Source organism: Psychrobacter okhotskensis, from assembly GCF_965638355.1.
Lineage (GTDB): Bacteria > Pseudomonadota > Gammaproteobacteria > Pseudomonadales > Moraxellaceae > Psychrobacter > Psychrobacter okhotskensis.
In genome coordinates this window covers 2,414,746-2,436,243 of sequence record NZ_OZ281822.1, presented here as the reverse complement: position 1 = coordinate 2,436,243, position 21,498 = coordinate 2,414,746, and the positions used below count along the sequence as shown (strand labels likewise).

Below are 21,498 nucleotides of genomic sequence, written 5' to 3'. Positions count from 1 at the left end.
GAGCAGGAATGATTTGTTATGCAAAACCTACCTATTGTGATTGTTGGCGGTGGCTTAAGTGGTCTATATGCGGCATTTTTATTAGAGCAACGAGGCATCGATTATATATTGCTTGAGGCACGTGATAGAGTGGGCGGGCGCATCGCTATTGCGAAATCATCAGTAGATCAGAATGCTAGTAGTCAAAGTGTCGATAATGAAAAATCAAACGATGGCTTCGACTTAGGGCCATCATGGTTTTGGCCAGATTATCAGCCGCAGTTAAGTCGTCTTATCGAAACATTGAATTTACCGCGTTTTGCTCAGTTCGAAGACGGCGACATGATGGTTGAGCGTGCTGCCAATGAGTTACCTAGCCGTACTCAAGGCTATCAGAGTTCGCCACCATCTATGCGCCTCGTGGGTGGAATGACGGCTCTAACTGATGCTTTATACGCGCGCTTAGATGCCAAGCGTATCGTAACGCGACAGATAGCAAGGCGCTTAACCAAGACTGATCACTATATCAAAATAGAGAGCGAATGCAGCTCTGAACACATGACAAATGGTCAAATAACTACTTATCGAGCGCAGCATGTGTTGCTTGCGCTACCGCCTCGCTTGGCGGTCAGTAATATCATATTTGAACCTGCTTTACCGCTAGATGTAGCAAATGAATGGCAAGAGACTGCGACGTGGATGGCGCCACATGCCAAATATGTGGCGGTTTATGATTCACCATTTTGGCGGAATCAAGGACTATCGGGTTCAGCGCGCAGTGCAGTAGGACCGCTTACTGAGATTCATGATGCGTCCTTGCTAGAGGGCGATGGGGCATTATTTGGCTTCTTTGGGGTTCCTGCTCATGTTCGCCAAAGCGTCTCTGAAACAGAGCTGAAAGCCCATTGCCGAGCGCAGCTGGTACGTCTATTTGGGGTGCAGGCAGAGACACCAACGGCTGAATATCTAAAAGATTGGGCGCAAGACCCATTGACTGCAATACCTGCTGATGCCAGTGGCACAGATCAGCATGCCGTAGCACCTACTGCCAAGCCAAAAACAGGCATATGGCAAGATGGTATAACGGGCAGCGCAAGTGAATGGTCAGAAGCATTTCCTGGTTATATCGCTGGTGCTATCGACGCAGCAAATAGGGCGGTACAAACTTTGCTTGATGTTATATTGTAGTCTGCAATTATTTGCCAATACATGGCGAAATTATCTAACCTAGAATGACTAGGCGTCAAAAATTTCACTGCGTATTGTCTAAAAAATAACCACTGCCAGTGCCACATTTGAATGTTCAACAGACCCTAGACACTAAAAAAATAACCCAACCTTATTAAGAAATCGGTCTATAAAAGACCGATTTTTCTGGTTAACTATTTGATGCCATTATAATAATCATAACGTGTTCAGACTCTCGTTCTTAAAAGCATCTAAAACTTAAAAGAACGATTTATCAAAAGTCTGCTTTAAGCTCTTAGGCTCTTGGCGTTTGACATCATTAAGTTTATGACGAGTCTCCGACGCGATCTGATAAGCTTTGAGGCGCGACTGTTGTAGATTACCAATAGGACGATTTTCTGCTAAGCAGCGAAACGGTGTAAAGGATAAATTTTCCATAATCTCAAAATTGCCATCATCTGGCACATCTTGACACGGAATCGTCAATGTTGCGACCGTCACAAAGGGCGCGTCAGACTCTTTCCATTCAGTCGTAATCTCTTCAATGGGTTGCTTTTTCAGGTTACGGCAAAGCTGAATCTGGACGTCAAACTGATAATCATGCTCACGTATCTCTTCGATGATCAATGGACGAATCGCTTCTTGGCTTGCGTTAACATCTAAATCACGGCGAGTTATCTTCTTAGTAGATGCTGCTGTTGGCGTGACTCTTATTTTGGCCATATAATCGCCATGACGTACCACACCTTGCGAGTGAAAATCATATAACAAAGTATTTTTTGGTTCAATCGTCGTAAAACCGCCAAGCGCTTTAAACGTTTTAAATGATTCTTTGCTTGGTAGGCTTGAGCCGTAGTTGGTCAGCCAGTTAAATGCCAGTTTCGCTTTACCTCTCGCGCCTTTTTCAGCATACTCTGGTAGCTCTAAAAAAAGCTTAGAGATATAGGCATAATCTTCGATTCTATTACAAAAGAACACCGGATGATTGATCAAGTTAAAATCAAAAGTCGTACTATCTTCTTCACCTGGTGCTAGCTTCTCACCCGGTACGTCAAAAACTTTAATCGCCAATCCTTGCGCTAAACCTAATTTACGGTCAGGTGAAACGCGCGAGGCGCCATTAGAGAAACGAATCACCGCATCATGAATGCCTGATTTGGCATACAGACCTTGTGCATATTCTTTTGGGATATTATCCAAAATCTCAAACTTAGCTTTTAAGGCACAGTAGCCTTTGGCATGAGCATCGCGTGTATGGTAATTAACATCACTGACCTTATCGCTACGAGTAATATAACTTTTTATATCGTCAGTGATAGTACGAATATTGCGTTCATCTTCTGCTGTAAGTTCAATGTGTTTTGGGTTATAGGGAATATACTTGGTTTTGAAGATTTTCTTTAACATGGTTTTTCCTATTTATTATAATAGTTGGGGTGTTGAAATGGTTGAATAGCAACGAAAGATAAAGTGATAACAAGTTTATAGCTTTTATTTAAAGGGCGAACAATTGTAGTATGTTAATAAGTGATAGAATGTACTAAACCTGTAGGATTATTATCCTATTACGACAGCTCGCTAATCCATTTCAGGGCTGACAAACTTGGAATAAATAAGTATTCACCACCATACAAGGTATTAAAGGTTTCGATGCCATGATAGCGCTGACGAATAGGGTCAGCAGGCACAGTAAAAGTATCAGCGTCGCTGTCTTTATCACCCTGATGCAAGCCTATCATTGGATCTTTTTCTTCTCCTAGGCTCATAAAATTGCCGTCGTTAATCCACTGTGATTGTAAGAATTCAACCGTTTCCATCGCATGAGCATTGATACCAATAAAAAATAAGCCGCGCTCTTTGCCATCGTCTTCGGTCACATCAGGCGGTAATACTTCGCCAAAGCCGACGCTACGTCTGACAATACGGTGGATACGTACATCAGATAAAATAAAGTCCTTACTGTCTCTTGGGTTCATGCGCCGCGCATGAGCACCGAAGGGACATTTTTTACCGTAGGGATCGTCTTTATAGCCGAAGTCATTGTTACGGCTTGCATCGTCTCCCAACGCTTCGTCATCATGATCAGGGGACAAGTCGAGGGGCGCACCAGAACGCCAGCGTCCCCACATTTTTGCGCCTAAAAGCTCAGCTTCTTCCTCGCTATCGGTGTTATCTTTGCGGAATTTATTGAAGGCAGCAACATGGCTATTATAAGCACGTAGTACCATAAACGAGCCATTTTTGCCCAAGATCTCTGGCTGCGGCATCGGTGGAATCGTGCCAGCTTCTCCTTCATAACCCAAGACAAACTCACCCGCTGCGATGGCTTCGTTCGTGCTACTCGGCGGCGTTTGGATACCACTGCCTTTAATCTCTGGATTACTGATACCATCACGATAGCCAAAGACATTTTTGACATTGTTGTCAGAACCAAAATCGTGTTCCATGAGGATTTCGATATCACCGTTGGCAGGATGCTCATAGTCGATATGCGTTTGCATGTTTTCTTTTAGTTCAGCAAGTTTTGCTTGCCATTTTTCTTTGCTATCGGCAATGATTGCAGCGCAAACATGGATATCCCCTTTATCACCAAAAGGTGCCATCCAGTTTTCAGGATCATTGCCATCGGTATCGCGCAACTTATCGGCACGATTCGCCATACCTGCTTTAAAGGAATCAGGAAAACTCTCTAAGGAGGATTGCGGCACACCCAATGCTTCTAGCCCCTCATAAGTCATAACGATAGACAGTGTCGCTTGCATGTCTTTATGCCACTCTTTGCTGCCCGTCACATCGGGCAAAACTTGGGCAAGCATTTGTCGTCCAACGGCGGCATTATTGACTTTGACGGCGATAACTGTACCGAAATAAGGGCTAGGGCGCTCACGCAAAATAAGAGATTGAATGTCTTCTAGCTGCATATCGACCAGATTGGGATTGAATACGCCGCGCGCTTTACGGGCAAACATCTCAATATTATCGCCAACGTCTTCTTTAATAGTTTGGAGCCACGAATCGAATTTACTGTCTTCAATACGATTGCCAAACTCATCTTTTAAGTCATGCAACTTATTGGTCAACTCTGTTAGTGGTTTTTTATTATTAATATTACTCATAGGTAAGCCTACTTTTAAAGGATTCTTCTACAATACAAAGTTATTGAAAATTAGACGTTTTTTAAGGTTAAGACTGCGCATCATCCAAAGCTTTATTGATACCTTTGACAATACGGTCTTGACGGCGAATATCTTGAATAGTGAGATGAGGGACACCAACGTACCAAGCCGCCGCTGTAATCTGATGGTCTAAAATAAACTGTTTGACGCTTGGGTCTTTGATACCAGGCCAGCCTTCGACACTACCAAATAAGATGTCCATCAACTCAGGAATTTTGGTCGCAAAATCATCAATGTATGGATCCCAATTTCCATCATAAGCCGTGCAAAATAGCACTCGAGTATCATTATCTAAAAACGCAAAACGCAGATCGTGCAGCGTACCTACTCGCGTAGCGCCTTTGAGGTTGCCACCTGCAATTTTTAAGATTTCTTTTAAACGCTCTGCTCCGCCTTCTTTTAAAGGGGCGATAACGGTAAGCTCAGACACTTTGCCTGACTTAAGACCTTTTTCTCCGGCATTGCTGGTCGAGTGATCGTAGCTATCATCACCGCCTTCTTTTATATTGGCCATTAACAGCTCAGCACGCAGCTTAAAAGCATCTATGGATTCGGTAATTTTAGTTTTTAAATCTTCAGAATTATCGATAATACGTTCTTTATTTTCTGTGGTGTGCATCGTGATTGTCTCCTAATTATTATTTTTAATAGCCCTCTGTTTAATGGCTAATTCCTCAATAGTTAACTAATTCTGATAGTTACCTGAGAAATAAATTCATCATAAATATAGCAAACTTAAAAAATGTTTCAAAGCACAGCAATCTAACTCAACAAAAAAATAAAATTCATTAACGTGAATGCTTATATATTTAGAAAAATAATAAATATGACGTTTCTAGTGAGTCACTGTCATTTTCTTTGTTCAGTGAGTAAGGGTTCAATAAATGACAGTTTTTAATAAAATAGCGTTTTTAACTTTTTTATTGAGTCGAATGCGAGCCGTTAAGTTCTATTGTGCGCTAGGATTTTTTAGCGTAGGCAGGTACAATATGACTATCAACCATACCTTGATTAAGGATAAGACAGGCATGCAAGTAATTGCGGCGCTGTCTTTATTTTTTTATCGCACCCTCTATTGGAGTTCCTATGTCTATTGCGTCTACTGCCCAAGCGTCCGCCACCGTATTGGATGGCAAAGCACTTGCCAAACAAATAGAACAGCAACTGCGCACGCGCGTGGATGCTATCAAGGATAAAACTGGACGTACACCAAGCTTAGCGACGATATTGGTCGGTGATGATCCCGCCTCAGCGACTTATGTGCGTATGAAGGGCAATGCCTGTAAGCGTGTTGGTATGGACTCTATACGTGTTGAGATGCCAAGTGTAACGACGACAGAGCAGCTATTGGCAAAGATAGATGAGCTTAATAACAATCCTGACGTTCATGGTATTTTGCTGCAGCATCCGGTCCCTGAGCACATCGATGAGCGTGCTTGTTTTGAGCAGATTGACTTAGCAAAAGATGTCGATGGCGTGACTTGTATCGGCTTTGGTCGTATGGCCATGCAGCAGTCGGCCTATGGCTCATGTACACCGCAAGGCATCATGCATTTATTAGAGCATCACGGTATTGAGCTGGCAGGTAAAGAAGCGGTCGTCGTCGGGCGTAGTGCTATTTTGGGTAAACCAATGGCGATGATGCTATTGAATGCAAACTGTACGGTGACTATTTGTCATTCAAGAACACAGGATTTAGCCGCTCATATTCAGCGCGCTGATATCGTGGTTGGAGCAGTGGGCGTGCCTGAATTGATTCAAGCTGCGTGGATTAAAGCGGGTGCGGTGGTCATCGATGCAGGTTTCCATCCAACGGATAATGGCGGCGTCGGCGATATCGAAATGCAGAGTGTGGAAAGCATCGCCAGTGCTTATACGCCTGTACCAGGTGGCGTGGGCCCAATGACGATTAATACCCTTATTCGCCAAACTGTTGATGCCGCTGAAAAAGCCGCCGGTTTAGATATCAGTTAATAAGTTAATCATAAGAGCACGGATTGCCGATAGATAAGAAGCCTGAGCCTATACAGACTCAGACTACATCAACCCCTTTACCGTTGATAGGATCTAACATGGCTAAAAAGAACGTGGGTATTCATGAGCGATTGCAAAATATTGGTAGAGAGTTCGTCGATATCTCTCATTACATAATCTTATTTTTAATCAGTGTGGTCGTGGTTTGGGCTGCGGGCAAAGAGTTTATTGGCATTATCCAAAAAGGCTCAGCGGACTTAAAAGATATCTTGATGTTGTTTATTTATCTTGAACTGTTGGCCATGATTGGTATTTATTTTAAGACCCATCGTCTGCCGGTACAGTTTTTGATATTTATCGCCATTACGGCTTTGTCACGACATTTGGTAGTCGATGTGCAGGCCGTATCAGACTACTTCCATCTGTGGCTACTGGCGACGATTTCTGTGGCTATTATGGTACTGAGCGCCTCTATTGTGGTGCTAACGTGGACGGCAAAAACGTTTGGTCGTCCAGAAGACAATCTCGATCGGAAGTATGCCAACTTGGCTATCAAGGCGCTTCTTCCTGATAATGCTCAAGCGCCCGATAGTCATACCAAGCACCGCCGTGAATAATGTCCATTACACCTAATTGACGTAGAATGAGCATAAAAAAAGGGTTGCCAATGGCAGCCCTTTTTTATACTTTTTATTTTATATTACAACCATTTTAATCTCTTAAAGTTGTAATACAAGTAACTACATAGAGTGATGATTACTGCCATAATGACAAAGTAAGAATACTTCCAATGCAGCTCAGGCATAAAGTCGAAGTTCATTCCGTAGATACCAGCGATGGCTGTCGGTACTGCCAAGATACCAGCCCACGCTGCAAGCTTACGCACGACTTCGTTCTGTCCCATATTGACCATTGCCATATAGGTATTCATCACGACGCTGAGCATTTCATTGAGACCATTGATGGCATCTAAAGAGTGCAATAGATGGTCATTGACGTCGCGAAAGTAAGGCTTGGCTGCTTGCGAGAACCCTGAGATTAACTCGCTCTTTTTGTGATTGATAAAGAAGCTACAGATGTCTTGCACTGGTAAAATAATGGCACGCATGTGTACCAGCTGCGATTTGAGCTCATAGAGGTTTTTTAGGGTGCTTTTATCGAACTCGTAGGTAAATACATAGCGTTCCTGCTCACGCAAGTAGCGACCCAAACGATCGGTAATCGGCATATAGTTATCCACGATAAAATCGAGAATAGCATGCAGGACAAATATCGGTCCCATACGCAGCTTTTCAGGACGACGATGGCAATGTTCACGCACAGGAGCGTAAGAGTTGGATGGGCCATTACGAATGGTAATCAGGTAGTTTTTGCCCATAAATATCGCTGTCGTACCGTAGCGAATGACATTGTCTTCAAGTTTCGCCGTACGCAGCACCACAAACACCATATCGTTGTCGTAGTTTTCGACTTTGGCGCGCTGATGATCGGCAAAAGCATCTTCAATCGCCAGCTCATGTAAACCAAAAGCGTCTTGAACTTTGACCATGGTTTCTAAGCTAGGATCATACAGACCGAGCCAGACAAATTGACCATTGTTGCTCAAACAGCGATTGACGTCATTTAAGGCTATTTGATCGAGTTTTTCGCCAGTTTTACGCGAGTAGGAGTAACAGCTGACCACTTCATCTGTGCTGCTATATTCGATATCTTCATAACGCTCAGAGTCTGGATCATAGACCGTCATGGTTTCAATCGTATCTTCGGCAGTGGCGTCAGTATCGCCGTAGATATAGCTGTCATAATTGTCTAAATAAAGATGCTCGTCGTGCATATCGGCATAAATACGACTGACGTTAGACTCAGGTGTAATACGCGCCGTTTTTTTGATCAATTGGTCATCATCATTGTCCATACACCCTCCTTTAATAAAATAAAAGCCCGCGCCAAGCAAACCTTTTTATCCGTTTAACCGTTGTCATTATTAACGGCTACCATTTATTAACGGCCGTCATTTATTAAAAACTAACCATTATTAAACAGTAGTCATTGTTAAGTACTAACCACTAACCATTAATCGTATCCGTTAAAGCGCATAGCTTTTTAGGGTGTCGATATCGACTAAGCTCAATAAGCTTTCGTGACACGCTTCGAGTTTTATTGGTGGTGCAATATCGAAGTCTAGCGCTTCGACCCAGCGTAAGGCGCAGATACACCAGTAATCACCAGGCTGTAGACCTGCAAAGTTATACTCAGGTAGCGGGGTAATGAGATCGTTGCCACGACTGGCGGAGAAGTTTAAAAACTCACTGGTCATCTTGGCGCAAACGGTATGTTGACCGACATCGTGATTGCCAGTATGACAAAAGCCATTGCGATAAAAACCGGTGATAGGATCAAAGCAACAACTGGCAAGAGCAGTGCCTAAAACGTTGCTTTGGTTGATGGCTGGGTTTGGATGATAATCAGATGACATAAGGCTTCCGAGATAAAAATATAGGATAGTGTACCATGAGTCTGGGTCGAAGGCGTGGTTCTCGCCATGCTCATGACTGTCTTTATTATACAGGGATAATGTTAACATTCTTAGGCGCACAGCGATGTATCTAAGGTGAATATAATCGTTGTCTTTGTAGCAGCGATGTCCCGAAATTAGATGGTGATTGTGGCGAATTGTCACTAGGCGAACCTTAACTGCTATGCTAAACTAAAGCATAAAGTGCCTTGATTATTTATCGTCGTTTATTAGCGCATAAAGATACTCGTCTTATCTTCCGAACTTATACTTATTACTCACCCTTTTGCGGTTACCTAGTTTGTTTATAAATAATTGGGTCAACGATGTTGCGCGTTAAAAATAAAAACGCCCAGCGTCAATGCAATTGTAAAGATAACCTTTAAGTACCGCATCAGTACCGCGTTTTTGGTAAGCGATACGCCAAACAAGGATTTATTGTGTCTGTCAGTTCTGATTCTGCAAAACCTGTCCAGTCAAATATTGCCAACAAAGCAGCGACTCAGTCCGCTGATCACAACGCCGCACCCAACCGTTTACCTTATTTGAGCAATTTCGCCAGCGACGTTGCCAACAGCTGGTTGCTGCCTGATGGGGTGGTCGATGTATTGTTCGAAGACGCCCAAAAACAAGAAGTGCTCAGGCACAAGCTTACACAGCAACTGATTACGCATGGCTATCAGTTGGTCAATCCACCGATGATTGAGTTTACTGAGTCGCTGCTCAGTGATGCCTCAGAAGATCTAAAGCGTCAAACCTTTAAAATCATCGATCAGCTGACCGGTCGCCTAATGGGTGTGCGCGCGGATATTACTCCGCAGATTTTGCGTATTGATGCGCATCACGGCGGCACAGGTATCGCGCGTTACTGCTATGCAGGGGATGTGATTCATACCTTGCCATCAGGGCTTTTTGGTTCGCGCACACCGTTGCAATTAGGTGCTGAGATATTTGGTTGCGCCTCGCTTGCGGCAGATATTGAGCTTATAGATGTGTTGTTTACGATGCTCAATAGTCTCAATATGAGTGCCGCGCTACACATCGATTTGGGTCACGTGGCGATATTCAAGCGTTTGGCTGAATTGGCCGAATTGCCTGAGCATGATACTCAGCAATTGATGAACTTGTATGCCAATAAGAATTTGCCAGAGCTAAAGCGCGTCTGCCAAGCGTTACCGATGGGCGATGACTTTTACGCATTGGCACGTTTTGGTCATGATATGGCGCATTTATTGGCAAAATTGTCAGCGACGGCGCAGCAGGATACACAGATTGCTACTGCTGTTGACGAGTTACAGCGCCTAACTGCCCATCTGCAAGAGCAGTGGCAGTGTCCGGTCAGTATCGATGTGACAGAACTGTCAGGCTATCATTATCATACGGGTATTGTCTTTAACGGCTATATCAATAGTGAGACCCAGCCGCTAGTACGCGGTGGGCGTTTTGATGGTATGCAAAGTTATAGCCAGCAGCCACGTGAAGCGACCGGTTTTAGTATGGATGTCAGTCGTTTGCTTGCCCATACGCAGCTTGATGCGCCAAGTATTGTATTGGTGGATTATGCCGCCTTGCACAATGCTGATAAGACTCAAAAGCAGACGTTGTTACAACAAGTTGAAAGCTTACGTCAGCAAGGCTACCGCGTTACCATGCCATTAGATGCGCAAGATAGTCCCGCAGATGTCACGCACCGTTTGGATTTTGCTGATAATCAGTGGCAACTAAAAACCCTTTAGCTGTAGCAGATTTTAAGTAAATAGCCGCCAGTGTAAGAAAAAATCATCATGCTAAGCGCTTTCGAAAAATACGTTAGTACTTAGCAAAACAGATAGTAAATACCTTAAAACTGTCTTAGGTTATAAGCAGTTTTAACATCATTTTAGTTTTTTAACCGTTATTGCACACACCTCAATACATAAAGGTAAGGATTGATCATGGGTAAGAATGTCGTAGTTTTGGGTAGCCAATGGGGCGATGAAGGTAAGGGTAAAATCGTCGATTTACTCACCGAAAAAGCCTCAGCAGTTGCTCGATTTCAAGGCGGTCACAATGCAGGTCACACGCTAGTTGTCGATGGCAGAACCACGGTCTTGCATTTGATCCCATCAGGTATCTTACGTGAAGGCGTGACGTGCTTCATCGGTAATGGCGTGGTGTTAGCACCAGACGCATTGCTCAAAGAAATGAAAGAGTTAGAAGACAACAACGTGCCGGTACGTGAGCGTCTGCGCATCTCACCAAACTGCCCATTGATTATGCCATATCACGTCGCACTTGATCAGGCGCGTGAAGCCAAGCGTGGTACTGGCAAAATCGGTACAACAGGTCGTGGTATCGGTCCTGCCTATGAAGACAAAGTGGCGCGCCGTGCGATCAAGCTTGCTGATTTATTCCGTGATGATTTAGAAGAAAAGTTGCGCAATCTAATCGAATATCATAACTTCCAACTGACGCAGTATTATAAAGTTGACGCGATTGATTTTGATGAAACGTTTAAGCTTTGCCAAGAGTGGAAAGTAGAAATCAAAGGCATGGTTACTGATGTAACTGAAGACCTCAATCAATTGCGACTGGCTGGCAAGAACCTGATGTTCGAAGGCGCACAAGGTACATTGCTTGATATCGATCATGGTACTTATCCGTTTGTGACCAGCTCAAGCGTCACCGCGGGCGGCGTATCGACTGGTACGGGTATTGGTCCATTGTACTTAGACTACGTATTGGGTATCACCAAAGCTTATACCACCCGTGTTGGTAGTGGTCCGTTCCCAACTGAATTGTTCGATGATGTTGGCGCGCATTTAGCTCGAGTTGGTCATGAATTTGGTGCGACGACAGGTCGTGCACGTCGCTGTGGTTGGTTCGATGCCGAAGCCTTGCGCCGTGCAGTGGTATTGAACTCACTATCAGGTATTTGCTTGACCAAGCTTGATGTCCTAGACGGACTTGAAGAGCTGCTCATTGGGGTAGGCTATGACGTGCCAGATACGGAGTTTGCTGGCGCGCATGATGCTGAATTCTATGAGTCAGTGACGCCAAAATACGAAACGCTACAAGGGTGGAGTGAGTCAACGGTTGGTATCACCAATTATGACGACTTGCCAGAAAACGCCAAAATATATATCAAACGTATCGAAGCACTAATTGGTTGCCCAGTTGATATTATCTCAACCGGTCCTGACCGTGAAGAGACCATCGTACTGCGTGATCCGTATGATGCGTAAGTAGTGTTAAAAAACTACTATTAATAGGTAGATTGAGCGATAAAACCCCAGTGCTGAGCATTGGGGTTTTTTTTGCATGAAAAAATAGACTTGCTAACATTATTTTGGTTTAATTCGGTGTATTATGTCATCAGTGGCTTTAATTTTATCAATACACGAAAAGGAAAACGTGATGAAAACGAATATTCTTAAGCATTCCGTTCGCAAGACGTCTTTAGCGCTGTTAACTTCTGCAGCTTTTATGATACCTATGCTTTCTTGGGGCGCTGAAAATTGTGATAATCCTAATAATGACTTTGATGGTTTGTACTGTTTAACAAAGGTATATTTGCAAGCCGATAAAGAGCTGAATAACTCTTATAATAAGTTGAGCAAACAGCTCAATAAAAAGCAAAAATCCACGCTAAAACGTGGACAACTGGCTTGGATACGTGAGCGTGATGATCGTTGTAGCTATCATGATGATGAAAATGGATTTTTTGTTAATATGGGCTGTGCCACTCGCACGACGACCAGTCGCGTTAACTTCTTAAATGAGCGGGTGCGTGAATGTAATGCGGGCAGTTGTCGAGACAGCCGCCTAGGCGAGTAGTTTTAGGTAAGAATATAGTTTGAACATATTGATAGGTTAGCTGATTACATTTTGATCTCTCCTAACTGTGAAGAAATCATCATCCTAAGCAATTTGTATGATGTTTAAATAATAATAAACTATTGTAATCTAATCAAAAATACTCCATGTTATTGCATGGGGTTTTTTCTATTTACGGGAATAATAATGTCAACTATAAAAAAACAAATTAACCAGAGTATTTGGAAAGAACTAATGCTTCATTTCGATACTGTAAAGCATCCAGAATTTAGTATTGCCAATATTGCTGAGTTAATGAGGCAGGCTATAATTAATGGTACACCATATACTATTTTAACAGGAGCAGGATGCTCCAAATCAGCTGGCATACCATTAGCAGGTGGGTTAGTAGAAGAAATGAATTCTCAGTTTGATGTTCAATTGAGTAACCTAACTGAAAAGGATAGAAGTAACTATAATAAATGTATGAACGCTTTGACTCATCAAGAACGTAGGCAACTACTTCAGAATCACATAAAAGAAGCAAATATAAACTGGGCGCATATTGGTCTAGCCGCTTTGATGAATAAGGGCTATACGCAGAGAGTTTTAACGTTTAATTTTGACAACATATTAATGAGAGCTTGCGGTCTGATTGGGCTATATCCTTCTATTTATGACTTTACAAATGCAGATGTTAATCTACAAAATCTTATAATTGATCCCTCTATCATCTATTTGCATGGTCAAAGCTATGGTTTCCGACAGCTAAATGATGAAAATGAAACTAAAAACCATGCTAACAGTATGACTAACTTTATAGCCCAAACCTTAAACACGTCACCTGTAATTGTCGCTGGATATAGTGGTTTTAATGACGGTTTTTTTGAGCAAATCAACAAACATTACTGTGGTGAACAGCGATTATTTTGGATTGGCTATGAAAAGGAGGTACCAGAGCATTTACAAAATTTCTTTAAAAAATATAAGAATCATGCACACTATATTGGAGGACAAGATGCTGATGACTTTTTTATCAGTCTGATGCAAAATCTTGATTGTTTACCTGACTTTTTCACAAACCATGCACAACATACAATAAGAATTCTAGATGAAGTAATAGATTTTCCTATGCCAAATACAGATGATGGAATCAACATAATGAGTGATCTGCGGCAGCAAATGGTTGAGCTTGGAAAACAAATATTATCATTCACAGCTATATTGAATAATCTTATGATTGAAGGAAAATATAGTGAAGTTATAGAAGCTGTAGAAAGAAAATATAGTCAAATTTTTGTTGATAATGATACCAGTGACATAGATGAAGAAATTAAATACGTGTATTCTTGGGCGCAAGTTAACCAAGCAAACAAGGATTGGTTAGGGCTTAAAAATAAAGATTTTGATATCAATGACAACAAGATTCAGTCTATCTTCAGACGCTTTGAAAAAGCAGAGTTATTGCAGCCCGATATGTATGAGGTTTATCTTAAATGGGGAGTATTACTATCAACCCTTGCTACTCTGAAATCTAGCGTAGAACTGTATAATGAAAGTTCTGAGAAATATAGTAAAGCTATAAATATAAACTCTAATAGAATTGAGGCTTACAATAATTTAGGAGCAAACTTATCACGGCTTGCAGACTTGAAGCATGATGAGTCTTATATTAATTTAGCCATAGAAAATCTATTAATTTCTGAAAATATTGATCCCACTCATGTCTATAATCTTGCTTGTGCATATGTTCGCTTAAGTAAGTTCGAAGAAGCTAAGACGAAGCTTGTGGTTTGCAAAGAAAACCAAACATTACCTCCAAAAAATTATTTACTCAATGATCCCGACCTAGAGATACTTCGTCAAGAAACATGGTTTAATGACTTCATTTCGGATTTATAATAAATTTACTTTTATGCAAGGTGCGGTCATAAATTAACCCTATCATTTATAGCGCTAATCATTATAATAGGCAGCAATCCTGTGTTGGCGCTCATATTATCGCATTGATAGACCATGAGTTATTTAAATATGCCTAAGTCAACATTGCGGCCAAAGATAAAACAAAGTATTTACCATCTCATTTTTATCGAATTCATTATTTATTAGGAGCTTTTCATGGCTAACGAACGTACTTTATCTATCATCAAACCTGACGCAGTTGCTGGCAACCACATCGGCGCTATCTATAGCCGCTTCGAACAAGCTGGTCTAAAAATTGTTGCAGCAAAAATGATGCAACTTGATGATGAAAAAGCAGGTGGTTTTTACGCTGAGCACGCTGAGCGTCCATTCTACAATGACCTAAAATCTTTCATGATGTCAGGTCCAGTATTGGTATCAGTGTTAGAAGGCGAAAACGCGATCGCTAAGCATCGCGACATCATGGGCGCTACTAATCCAAAAGACGCTGCTGAAGGTACTATCCGTGCTGATTTCGCTAGCAGCATCGATGAAAACGCCGTTCATGGTTCAGATTCAGCTGAATCAGCAGCACGTGAAATCAGCTACTTCTTCAATGATGATGAAGTTTGTGCACGTACGCGTTAATATAGTAACCTAAATATAGGCTGTTACTGTGTCAGACTCGCTTAATGTACCGGCTTTGATGAGCTAGCTACGATTTGCGCTCGTCTGCCTTGTACCAGCTCTATATTTAATTCACTATTCAGCTATTATTAACAAAATTAATTGTTAATAACTGGTGTGAGAAGACGGCTTATATCTTATGGGTATAAGCCGTTTTAGCTATTATAATAATCTGTATTATTCATTGAAATCCTTAATGACTTGCCTCATTATTGGCTTTATGTAGCGTTATCAATCCCTTATCAGCATTCTTTTATCAAATTGCTGGCATTTATCAAAGTTCGGTATTCATAAATGCTCAGTGCTCACACCAGCATCGATAAAAAATACGCTCATAACGGATTGCTCATGCATTGCTCGTGGCAACATTCATACAAATAATTGCAGTGCTTATCTAAGCTTATGCAAAAAGGTTACCTATTATGTCAACTGTTCAAACACCCATCCAGCACGTACCTACTAAGCCTATGAGTAGTATTAAGCTAGTAGATGAAGCGCAGGCCAAGACCAATCTATTGGGGATGACACAAGCGCAATTGGCCGATTACTTTAAGAGTATTGGCGAAAAGCCGTTTCGAGCGACGCAAGTGGTTAAATGGATATATCAGCACGGCGTCACAGATTTTGAGCAGATGACCAATCTGAGTAAGTCACTGCGCGATAAACTGTCAGCCAATGCTTGCGTCGTTCCGCCAAAAGTGATTCATCGTCAATATAGTGATGATGGTACGCGCAAATGGGTGTTTGAAGTCACTGGCGGCTCTTTGGTGGAGACGGTACTGATTCCAGCAGATGACAGCAAAGTAAACGGCCGTAAGACTTTGTGCGTGTCTTCACAAGTTGGCTGTGCGTTAGATTGTAGTTTCTGTAGTACTGGCAAACAGGGCTTTGAGCGCGATTTGACGGCAGCTGAAATCATCGGACAGCTTTGGGTAGCTAATGCTTCTTATATGACTGATGAAAATGACAGTTTAGACAACGTTGATCATAGCTTGTGGGAAAATAACGTGACCAACGTGGTGATGATGGGCATGGGCGAGCCACTACTAAACTATAAGCCAGTGGTTGGCTCGATGGAGCTGATGCTGAGTGATCACGCCTACGGTTTGTCAAAGCGTCGGGTGACATTATCAACCTCAGGCGTCGTGCCAAAAATGTATCAGTTGGCACAAGATATCGATGTGGCACTGGCGATTTCACTGCACGCACCCAATGATGAGCTGCGTAATGAGCTAGTGCCGATTAATAAGAAATACCCGCTAGAAGAGTTGATGGCAGCCGCTCGCAATTATGTTTATGACGTGAATCCGCGCCATAAAAAGCATGTGACCATTGAATATGTGATGCTTGATGGTGTCAATGATAGCAACGAGCACGCTCATCAATTGGTTGCTTTACTAGGTGATTTGCCAAGCAAAATTAATCTGATACCATTTAATCCGTTTCCACATGCCAATTACGACAAATCAAGCAACAATCGTATTCATGCCTTTAGTGATATTTTGAGCCAAGCGGGATTTGTCTGTACGATTCGCCAAACCCGTGGTGATGATATTGATGCGGCCTGCGGTCAATTAGTCGGACAAGTGGCTGATAGAACACGTCGCTCAGCGGCGTGGCAGCAAAGTATCAAAGACCGTGAAAACGTTTAGGGTGATGCCGTTTGTAATATTAATGGTTTAAAGTAGCATGGATAGGGGCGGTATCAACCGTTTAGACTGGTGTCAATAATTAAAGACGATATGGATAAAAGTGATGAACAATCTATCAATTTCTACTCATTAGCTGTCTTTTATCCATCACAACGGTAATAAAATTGTAGTCACAACGGCTAATAATCATGAAGACCACAATTAATAGTAACTAAATTGTACTTATGGGGGCTAAATCTATTAAACTGATGCTTCTTTGATCCTCTGTACTGAACCACAGTTTTATGATGGCGGCTATGATGACTTCTAAAGATTCTTGTCAGTTCAAATATCAAAAACCCTTTCTTTCGGCATTCAAGCCGTTGATATCAGCGCTTGAGTCACTGACTACGCCAAAGCGTATGCTGCTGGCAAGTGCATTGGCAGGCTTGCTAGTGAGCGGCTGTCAAAGCACGACGACCAATGATCTAACGGGTAGCACCCCTTATCAAACGTCCACGCGACCGAGTGACAATCGCAACTTGGATCAACAAGAAATCGCTCGTGTGCGCACCTCGCTTGCTGCGCAATATATCCGCAAAAACGAGCTTGATACCGCGCAGCGTCAGTTAGAAAAAGCCTTTGCTGCTGATAGCCGTTACGCGCCAGCCTATGATATGATGGGCGTTTTGTTGCAGCAAGAAGGCAGCCGCATCAATCTTGAAAAAGCCGACCAGTATTTTAAAAAAGCCATCGCGCTTGATAAAGATTTTGAGCAAGCGCACAATAATTACGGCGTTTATTTGTCGCAAATGAAGCGTTACCAAGAAGCGGCGGCGCAGTTTGAAATCGCCGGTGCAGCATTGGGTTACGAAGGCCGTATTGGCGCGCTAGAAAACTTGGGTCGCACCTATCTGCAACTCAATGATCATCCAGCAGCAGCCAAAGCATTCTTGCGGGCATTAGATGGCAATCGCAATAGTATTATCGCCCATATTGAATTGGTAGACTTATTGCTTGAGCAGCAGCGTGTGCAGCAAGCGCAGCGGCTCTATGACGAGACTTTGATGCTGGTACAAGGGCAGGGTATTAGCCCACGCTTACTGTTGCAAGGCATCAAAATTGCCGCTGTACAAAACAACAAGACAACGCGCCAACAATTGGCACAGCAGCTTTTATCGGCTTACCCGTTAAGCGATGAGGCAAAACAACTTAAGACTTGGCTTAATAATCCAGAGGCACCATGGAAATGATCACCCCATCATCAAACACTCAATCTAACCCGCAGGGATCATTTGGTGCCGTATTGCAGCAAGCCCGAAAAAATAAACAAATCAGCTTAGAAGAGGTGGCAGCTGAGCTATTTATTTTAAAGCGTCATTTGCAAGCGCTAGAGAGTGAAAACTTCTCTGAGCTACCGCAAGCGGCTTTTGCTCGTGGTTTTGCGATTAATTATGCCAAATTTTTGGGCTTAGATCCGGTAAAAATAGCGAGCAGTTTCGATGCCGCTTATCCCAAAGAGCTAAAAGCCCAGTCGGCAAGCAATATAGACACGCCTTTGCGCCCAATGGGTACATTGCAGCGTGATACGCACAACCGTATTCGCTTTAACCCCCTATTAATCATAGGCGTTATCGCGCTAATCATCTTAGCGATATTTTTATTTCGTATGGTGAGCAATGCGAGCAAAGAGAATAACCAAGAGCCAGCGGCAGCTGTCGAGGATATCTCAGCCATAGAGCAAGCACAAGGTGCTGCAGTCAACACCGATGCCAATGGGGTCGGCGCGTCTGGCTCTGCACTAAATTTGGGCGGTGATGCCAATACCAGTGTGGCGGCTTTGGATATCAAGATTACGGATAATGCCGTTATTAGTATTACTGACGCTTCTGGTAGCAACTTGATGAATGGCGCGCAGACAGCTGGTGACTACCAATTGTCAGGCATGCCACCATTTAATGTGCAGATTGATAATGTCGATAACGTCAGCTTAATGCTCAATCAAGAAGCCGTCGCCTTAGATACCTATGCTACGGATAAGCAGGCCAGTTTTGAGTTGGCTCCTTAGTCTTTCTGCCTTTTTACCTCTTCGCCTATTGTTTTTTCAGTTCTGATTAAAGGATTTATGTATGTCAATGCCATCGCCTATTAACCGTCGTCTGACCAAAAAAATCTATGTTGGTGATGTTGCGATTGGTGGCGATGCACCGATTAGTGTGCAAAGCATGACCAACACCGACACCTGTGATGTGGCAGCGACCGTGGCGCAAATTGAGCGCTGCGTCGAAGCGGGCGCGGATCTGATGCGCGTATCGACACCCACGATGGATACGGTCAAAGCCTTTGGTGAGATTCGCAAGCTGGTCAGCGTCCCATTGATCGCCGATGTACATTTTGATCATAAGATTGCGCTAGCGGTTGCCGAAGCGGGTGCGGATTGTCTACGTATTAACCCGGGTAATATCGGTAGCGACGCCAAAGTACGTGAAGTCGTCGCTTGTGCCAAGCATTACAATATTCCGATTCGTATTGGCGTCAATGCAGGCTCCCTAGAAAAAGACATTCAGCGTAAGTATACCGAGCCAACTGGCGAGGCAATGCTGGAGTCAGCGATGCGTCATATCGATATTTTGGAGCGTCTGAACTTTGATCAATACAAAGTCTCGGTTAAAGCCAGCAATGTGTTTTTGACCTTGGATGCCTATCGTCTTATCTCTGCTCAAATTGACAATCCACTGCATTTAGGCGTGACCGAAGCGGGTGTCTATCGCACAGGCGCGGTCAAGTCAGCCATTGCTCTTGGTGGCTTATTGCTAGATGGTATTGGTGATACTATTCGTATCTCCTTGGCAGCAGAGCCAGAAGAAGAGATTAAAATTGGTTTTGATATTTTAAAATCGCTTAATATTCGATCTAACGGCGTGAACTTTATTGCTTGTCCAAGCTGCTCGCGTCAAGAGTTTGATGTGATTAGAGTGATGACTGCGCTTGAGTCGCGTTTAGAAGACATCCGTGAGCCGATGAACCTGTCCGTGATTGGCTGTAAGGTAAATGGTCCGGGTGAAGCGAAAGAAGCGGATATTGGTATTGTCGGTGCTGCACCAAAATCGTTGGTGTACCGTATGGGTGAGAAAAGCCATCTGATTGATACCGAAAATTTGGTCGATGAGATAGAAGGTATGGTTCGCGCGCACGCAGAAGAATTGGCCAAAAAACGTGAGAATGAAATTATTCGAGTAAAATAAGCTGGGATAATTCAGATTCCAGTAGCGTTCTTTAAAGCATGACAACAATAATAGAATACTTGTTAAAATTTTTAAGGATACAACCGTACCATGATTAAAGCTATTAAAGGGTTTAATGATATTTTGCCTGACCAATCCGCAAAATGGCTGCACTTAGAGTCGATATTGGCTGATGTATTGGGTAGATACGGTTATGAACACATTCGCCTGCCTATCGTAGAACAAACCGACTTATTTGCCCGTGCTATCGGCGGGGCAACCGACATCGTCGAAAAAGAGATGTATAGCTTTACCGATAAGTCCGAGCCACCAACGCCCTTAGCATTGCGTCCTGAAGGTACAGCTGGGGCGGTACGTGCAGTGATTGAGCACAATTTGCTGCGTGGTGATACGCCTAAGCTTTGGTATATCGGCCCGATGTTCCGCTATGAGCGTCCACAAAAAGGTCGCTACCGCCAGTTTCATCAATTGGGTGTCGAGAGCTTTGGCAGTGCGCTAGCGGATGCCGACGCTGAATTAATTGCTATGACGCATCTGATGTGGCAAGAGCTGGGTCTAAAAGATGAGATGCATTTGCAGTTAAATAGCTTGGGCGAGCTGGATGAGCGCCATGCTTATCGTGAGGCGCTGGTTACTTATTTAACGGACAAACAAGAGCAGCTAGACGATGATAGCAAACGCCGCTTGACGACCAATCCGCTGCGTATTTTAGACAGTAAAGAGGCGAGTACCCAAGCAGTATTGGCAGATGCACCAAAGCTGGCTGACTTCTTAGGAGCAGAGAGCGTCGCACATTTTGAACAAGTGCAAGCGTATTTGACCGACCTTGGCATCAGTTTTGAGATTAACCCGCATCTAGTACGCGGTCTTGATTACTATAACAAAACCGTCTTTGAGTGGGTCACTGACAAGCTTGGTAGCCAAGCGACCGTTTGTGCCGGTGGGCGCTACGATGGTTTAATTGGACAGCTAAAATCAATCGGTAGCGATAGTAGCAAGCCGATGAAGTCTGAGCCTGCGGTTGGTTTTGCCATGGGACTTGAGCGTTTATTGTTACTCATGGAAGCTGTCGCTCCGATTGCTGATGTGCCAGCTTGCGATGTCTTTGTCGTGGCTCATCCCGATGTTTATGGTGCGGGTATTGGCTATGCACAACGTTTGCGTTATAGCCGTCCAGATGTGCGGGTAAAAATGGCAAGTGCGACGAGTCTAAAGGCGCAAATGAAAAAAGCGGACAAATCGGGCGCTGCGTTGACGGTTATTATTGCGCAGCAAGAGCTGGATGATCAGACTATTAGCATCAAAGACATGCAGACAGGTGAGCAACAGACGGTCGCGCAGGATTGGCTATCGAGTAAAGAGCACTTTTCTCGTCACTGAACCGCTTTAGCATCAGCAACTTAATA

The 21,498-nt window shown here is 43.3% G+C and carries 18 protein-coding genes; 13 read left to right on the top strand and 5 right to left on the bottom strand.

The window, feature by feature from the left end; translation table 11 throughout:
- Window positions 1-18 precede the first annotated feature (18 nt).
- Entirely contained in the window at window positions 19-1,167 is a 1,149-nt protein-coding gene (locus ACSUPM_RS10070) for a flavin monoamine oxidase family protein (RefSeq protein ID WP_201615805.1), read from the top strand.
- Window positions 1,168-1,425: 258 nt separating this feature from the next.
- On the opposite strand, the gene ACSUPM_RS10065 is transcribed toward ACSUPM_RS10070, so the two are convergent.
- The 3 genes from ACSUPM_RS10065 to ACSUPM_RS10055 form a co-directional block, all read right to left on the bottom strand.
- The gene (locus tag ACSUPM_RS10065) at window positions 1,426-2,574 is read right to left on the bottom strand and encodes a catalase family protein (RefSeq protein WP_436879900.1); all 1,149 of its coding nucleotides are present in this window, start codon (window positions 2,572-2,574) and stop codon (window positions 1,426-1,428) included.
- A 158-nt stretch (window positions 2,575-2,732) separates the two neighbouring features.
- Window positions 2,733-4,283, bottom strand: coding sequence for a Dyp-type peroxidase (locus tag ACSUPM_RS10060; RefSeq protein WP_436879899.1), 1,551 nt, complete (start codon window positions 4,281-4,283; stop codon window positions 2,733-2,735).
- Window positions 4,284-4,350: 67 nt separating this feature from the next.
- The gene (locus tag ACSUPM_RS10055; protein ID WP_025650595.1) at window positions 4,351-4,962 is read right to left on the bottom strand and encodes a hypothetical protein; all 612 of its coding nucleotides are present in this window, start codon (window positions 4,960-4,962) and stop codon (window positions 4,351-4,353) included.
- A 467-nt stretch (window positions 4,963-5,429) separates the two neighbouring features.
- Here ACSUPM_RS10055 and folD point away from each other — a divergent pair, with 467 nt between their 5' ends.
- Both folD and ACSUPM_RS10045 read left to right on the top strand, forming a co-directional pair.
- The gene (gene folD, locus ACSUPM_RS10050; RefSeq protein ID WP_352287249.1) at window positions 5,430-6,317 is read left to right on the top strand and encodes a bifunctional methylenetetrahydrofolate dehydrogenase/methenyltetrahydrofolate cyclohydrolase FolD; all 888 of its coding nucleotides are present in this window, start codon (window positions 5,430-5,432) and stop codon (window positions 6,315-6,317) included.
- Between the two features lie 98 nt (window positions 6,318-6,415).
- Window positions 6,416-6,934: a phosphate-starvation-inducible protein PsiE gene (locus ACSUPM_RS10045; RefSeq protein WP_025650593.1), complete on the top strand. Its 519-nt coding sequence runs from the start codon at window positions 6,416-6,418 to the stop codon at window positions 6,932-6,934.
- Between the two features lie 83 nt (window positions 6,935-7,017).
- Here the strand turns inward: ACSUPM_RS10045 and corA are convergent, their stop codons facing one another.
- Window positions 7,018-8,232 carry a magnesium/cobalt transporter CorA gene (gene corA, locus ACSUPM_RS10040; protein ID WP_025650591.1) on the bottom strand — a complete coding sequence of 405 codons (1,215 nt, stop codon included), beginning with the start codon at window positions 8,230-8,232 and terminating at the stop codon, window positions 7,018-7,020.
- Window positions 8,233-8,403: 171 nt separating this feature from the next.
- Window positions 8,404-8,793 carry a DUF2237 family protein gene (locus ACSUPM_RS10035; RefSeq protein WP_025650590.1) on the bottom strand — a complete coding sequence of 130 codons (390 nt, stop codon included), beginning with the start codon at window positions 8,791-8,793 and terminating at the stop codon, window positions 8,404-8,406.
- A 479-nt stretch (window positions 8,794-9,272) separates the two neighbouring features.
- Here ACSUPM_RS10035 and ACSUPM_RS10030 point away from each other — a divergent pair, with 479 nt between their 5' ends.
- The 10 genes from ACSUPM_RS10030 to hisS all read left to right on the top strand — a co-directional run bounded on the left by ACSUPM_RS10030 (window position 9,273) and on the right by hisS (window position 21,472).
- Window positions 9,273-10,568 (top strand): ATP phosphoribosyltransferase regulatory subunit, encoded by a 1,296-nt coding sequence (locus ACSUPM_RS10030; protein WP_025650589.1) that lies wholly within the window; start codon window positions 9,273-9,275, stop codon window positions 10,566-10,568.
- Window positions 10,569-10,766: 198 nt separating this feature from the next.
- Entirely contained in the window at window positions 10,767-12,056 is a 1,290-nt protein-coding gene (locus ACSUPM_RS10025; protein WP_201576656.1) for an adenylosuccinate synthase, read from the top strand.
- Window positions 12,057-12,228: 172 nt separating this feature from the next.
- Window positions 12,229-12,648, top strand: coding sequence for a lysozyme inhibitor LprI family protein (locus ACSUPM_RS10020; protein ID WP_025650587.1), 420 nt, complete (start codon window positions 12,229-12,231; stop codon window positions 12,646-12,648).
- A 186-nt stretch (window positions 12,649-12,834) separates the two neighbouring features.
- Window positions 12,835-14,529 carry an SIR2 family protein gene (locus tag ACSUPM_RS10015; RefSeq protein WP_436879898.1) on the top strand — a complete coding sequence of 565 codons (1,695 nt, stop codon included), beginning with the start codon at window positions 12,835-12,837 and terminating at the stop codon, window positions 14,527-14,529.
- Between the two features lie 216 nt (window positions 14,530-14,745).
- Complete coding sequence (ndk, locus tag ACSUPM_RS10010; protein WP_025650586.1) at window positions 14,746-15,177, top strand: nucleoside-diphosphate kinase; 432 nt, start codon at window positions 14,746-14,748, stop codon at window positions 15,175-15,177.
- Window positions 15,178-15,683: 506 nt separating this feature from the next.
- Window positions 15,684-16,868, top strand: coding sequence for a 23S rRNA (adenine(2503)-C(2))-methyltransferase RlmN (rlmN, locus tag ACSUPM_RS10005; protein ID WP_407074168.1), 1,185 nt, complete (start codon window positions 15,684-15,686; stop codon window positions 16,866-16,868).
- Between the two features lie 296 nt (window positions 16,869-17,164).
- Entirely contained in the window at window positions 17,165-18,100 is a 936-nt protein-coding gene (gene pilW, locus ACSUPM_RS10000) for a type IV pilus biogenesis/stability protein PilW (RefSeq protein WP_227523224.1), read from the top strand.
- Window positions 18,097-18,915 (top strand): helix-turn-helix domain-containing protein, encoded by an 819-nt coding sequence (locus ACSUPM_RS09995; protein ID WP_101211617.1) that lies wholly within the window; start codon window positions 18,097-18,099, stop codon window positions 18,913-18,915. Before pilW ends, ACSUPM_RS09995 begins: the two co-directional genes overlap by 4 nt.
- A gap of 61 nt (window positions 18,916-18,976) precedes the next feature.
- A complete protein-coding gene (ispG, locus tag ACSUPM_RS09990) occupies window positions 18,977-20,092 on the top strand; it encodes a flavodoxin-dependent (E)-4-hydroxy-3-methylbut-2-enyl-diphosphate synthase (protein ID WP_025650582.1) in 1,116 nt (371 codons plus the stop codon).
- Between the two features lie 90 nt (window positions 20,093-20,182).
- Entirely contained in the window at window positions 20,183-21,472 is a 1,290-nt protein-coding gene (gene hisS, locus ACSUPM_RS09985) for a histidine--tRNA ligase (protein ID WP_025650581.1), read from the top strand.
- Window positions 21,473-21,498 lie beyond the last annotated feature (26 nt).

What these genes read in the sequence shown, in the direction of transcription:
- ACSUPM_RS10070 (WP_201615805.1), top strand. Translation starts at nt 19, where the DNA reads ATGCAAAACCTACCTATTGTGATTGTTGGCGGTGGCTTAAGTGGTCTA.
- ACSUPM_RS10065 (WP_436879900.1), bottom strand. Translation starts at nt 2,574, where the DNA reads ATGTTAAAGAAAATCTTCAAAACCAAGTATATTCCCTATAACCCAAAA.
- ACSUPM_RS10060 (WP_436879899.1), bottom strand. Translation starts at nt 4,283, where the DNA reads ATGAGTAATATTAATAATAAAAAACCACTAACAGAGTTGACCAATAAG.
- ACSUPM_RS10055 (WP_025650595.1), bottom strand. Translation starts at nt 4,962, where the DNA reads ATGCACACCACAGAAAATAAAGAACGTATTATCGATAATTCTGAAGAT.
- folD (WP_352287249.1), top strand. Translation starts at nt 5,430, where the DNA reads ATGTCTATTGCGTCTACTGCCCAAGCGTCCGCCACCGTATTGGATGGC.
- ACSUPM_RS10045 (WP_025650593.1), top strand. Translation starts at nt 6,416, where the DNA reads ATGGCTAAAAAGAACGTGGGTATTCATGAGCGATTGCAAAATATTGGT.
- corA (WP_025650591.1), bottom strand. Translation starts at nt 8,232, where the DNA reads ATGGACAATGATGATGACCAATTGATCAAAAAAACGGCGCGTATTACA.
- ACSUPM_RS10035 (WP_025650590.1), bottom strand. Translation starts at nt 8,793, where the DNA reads ATGTCATCTGATTATCATCCAAACCCAGCCATCAACCAAAGCAACGTT.
- ACSUPM_RS10025 (WP_201576656.1), top strand. Translation starts at nt 10,767, where the DNA reads ATGGGTAAGAATGTCGTAGTTTTGGGTAGCCAATGGGGCGATGAAGGT.
- ACSUPM_RS10020 (WP_025650587.1), top strand. Translation starts at nt 12,229, where the DNA reads ATGAAAACGAATATTCTTAAGCATTCCGTTCGCAAGACGTCTTTAGCG.
- ACSUPM_RS10015 (WP_436879898.1), top strand. Translation starts at nt 12,835, where the DNA reads ATGTCAACTATAAAAAAACAAATTAACCAGAGTATTTGGAAAGAACTA.
- ndk (WP_025650586.1), top strand. Translation starts at nt 14,746, where the DNA reads ATGGCTAACGAACGTACTTTATCTATCATCAAACCTGACGCAGTTGCT.
- rlmN (WP_407074168.1), top strand. Translation starts at nt 15,684, where the DNA reads ATGAGTAGTATTAAGCTAGTAGATGAAGCGCAGGCCAAGACCAATCTA.
- pilW (WP_227523224.1), top strand. Translation starts at nt 17,165, where the DNA reads ATGATGACTTCTAAAGATTCTTGTCAGTTCAAATATCAAAAACCCTTT.
- ACSUPM_RS09995 (WP_101211617.1), top strand. Translation starts at nt 18,097, where the DNA reads ATGATCACCCCATCATCAAACACTCAATCTAACCCGCAGGGATCATTT.
- ispG (WP_025650582.1), top strand. Translation starts at nt 18,977, where the DNA reads ATGTCAATGCCATCGCCTATTAACCGTCGTCTGACCAAAAAAATCTAT.
- hisS (WP_025650581.1), top strand. Translation starts at nt 20,183, where the DNA reads ATGATTAAAGCTATTAAAGGGTTTAATGATATTTTGCCTGACCAATCC.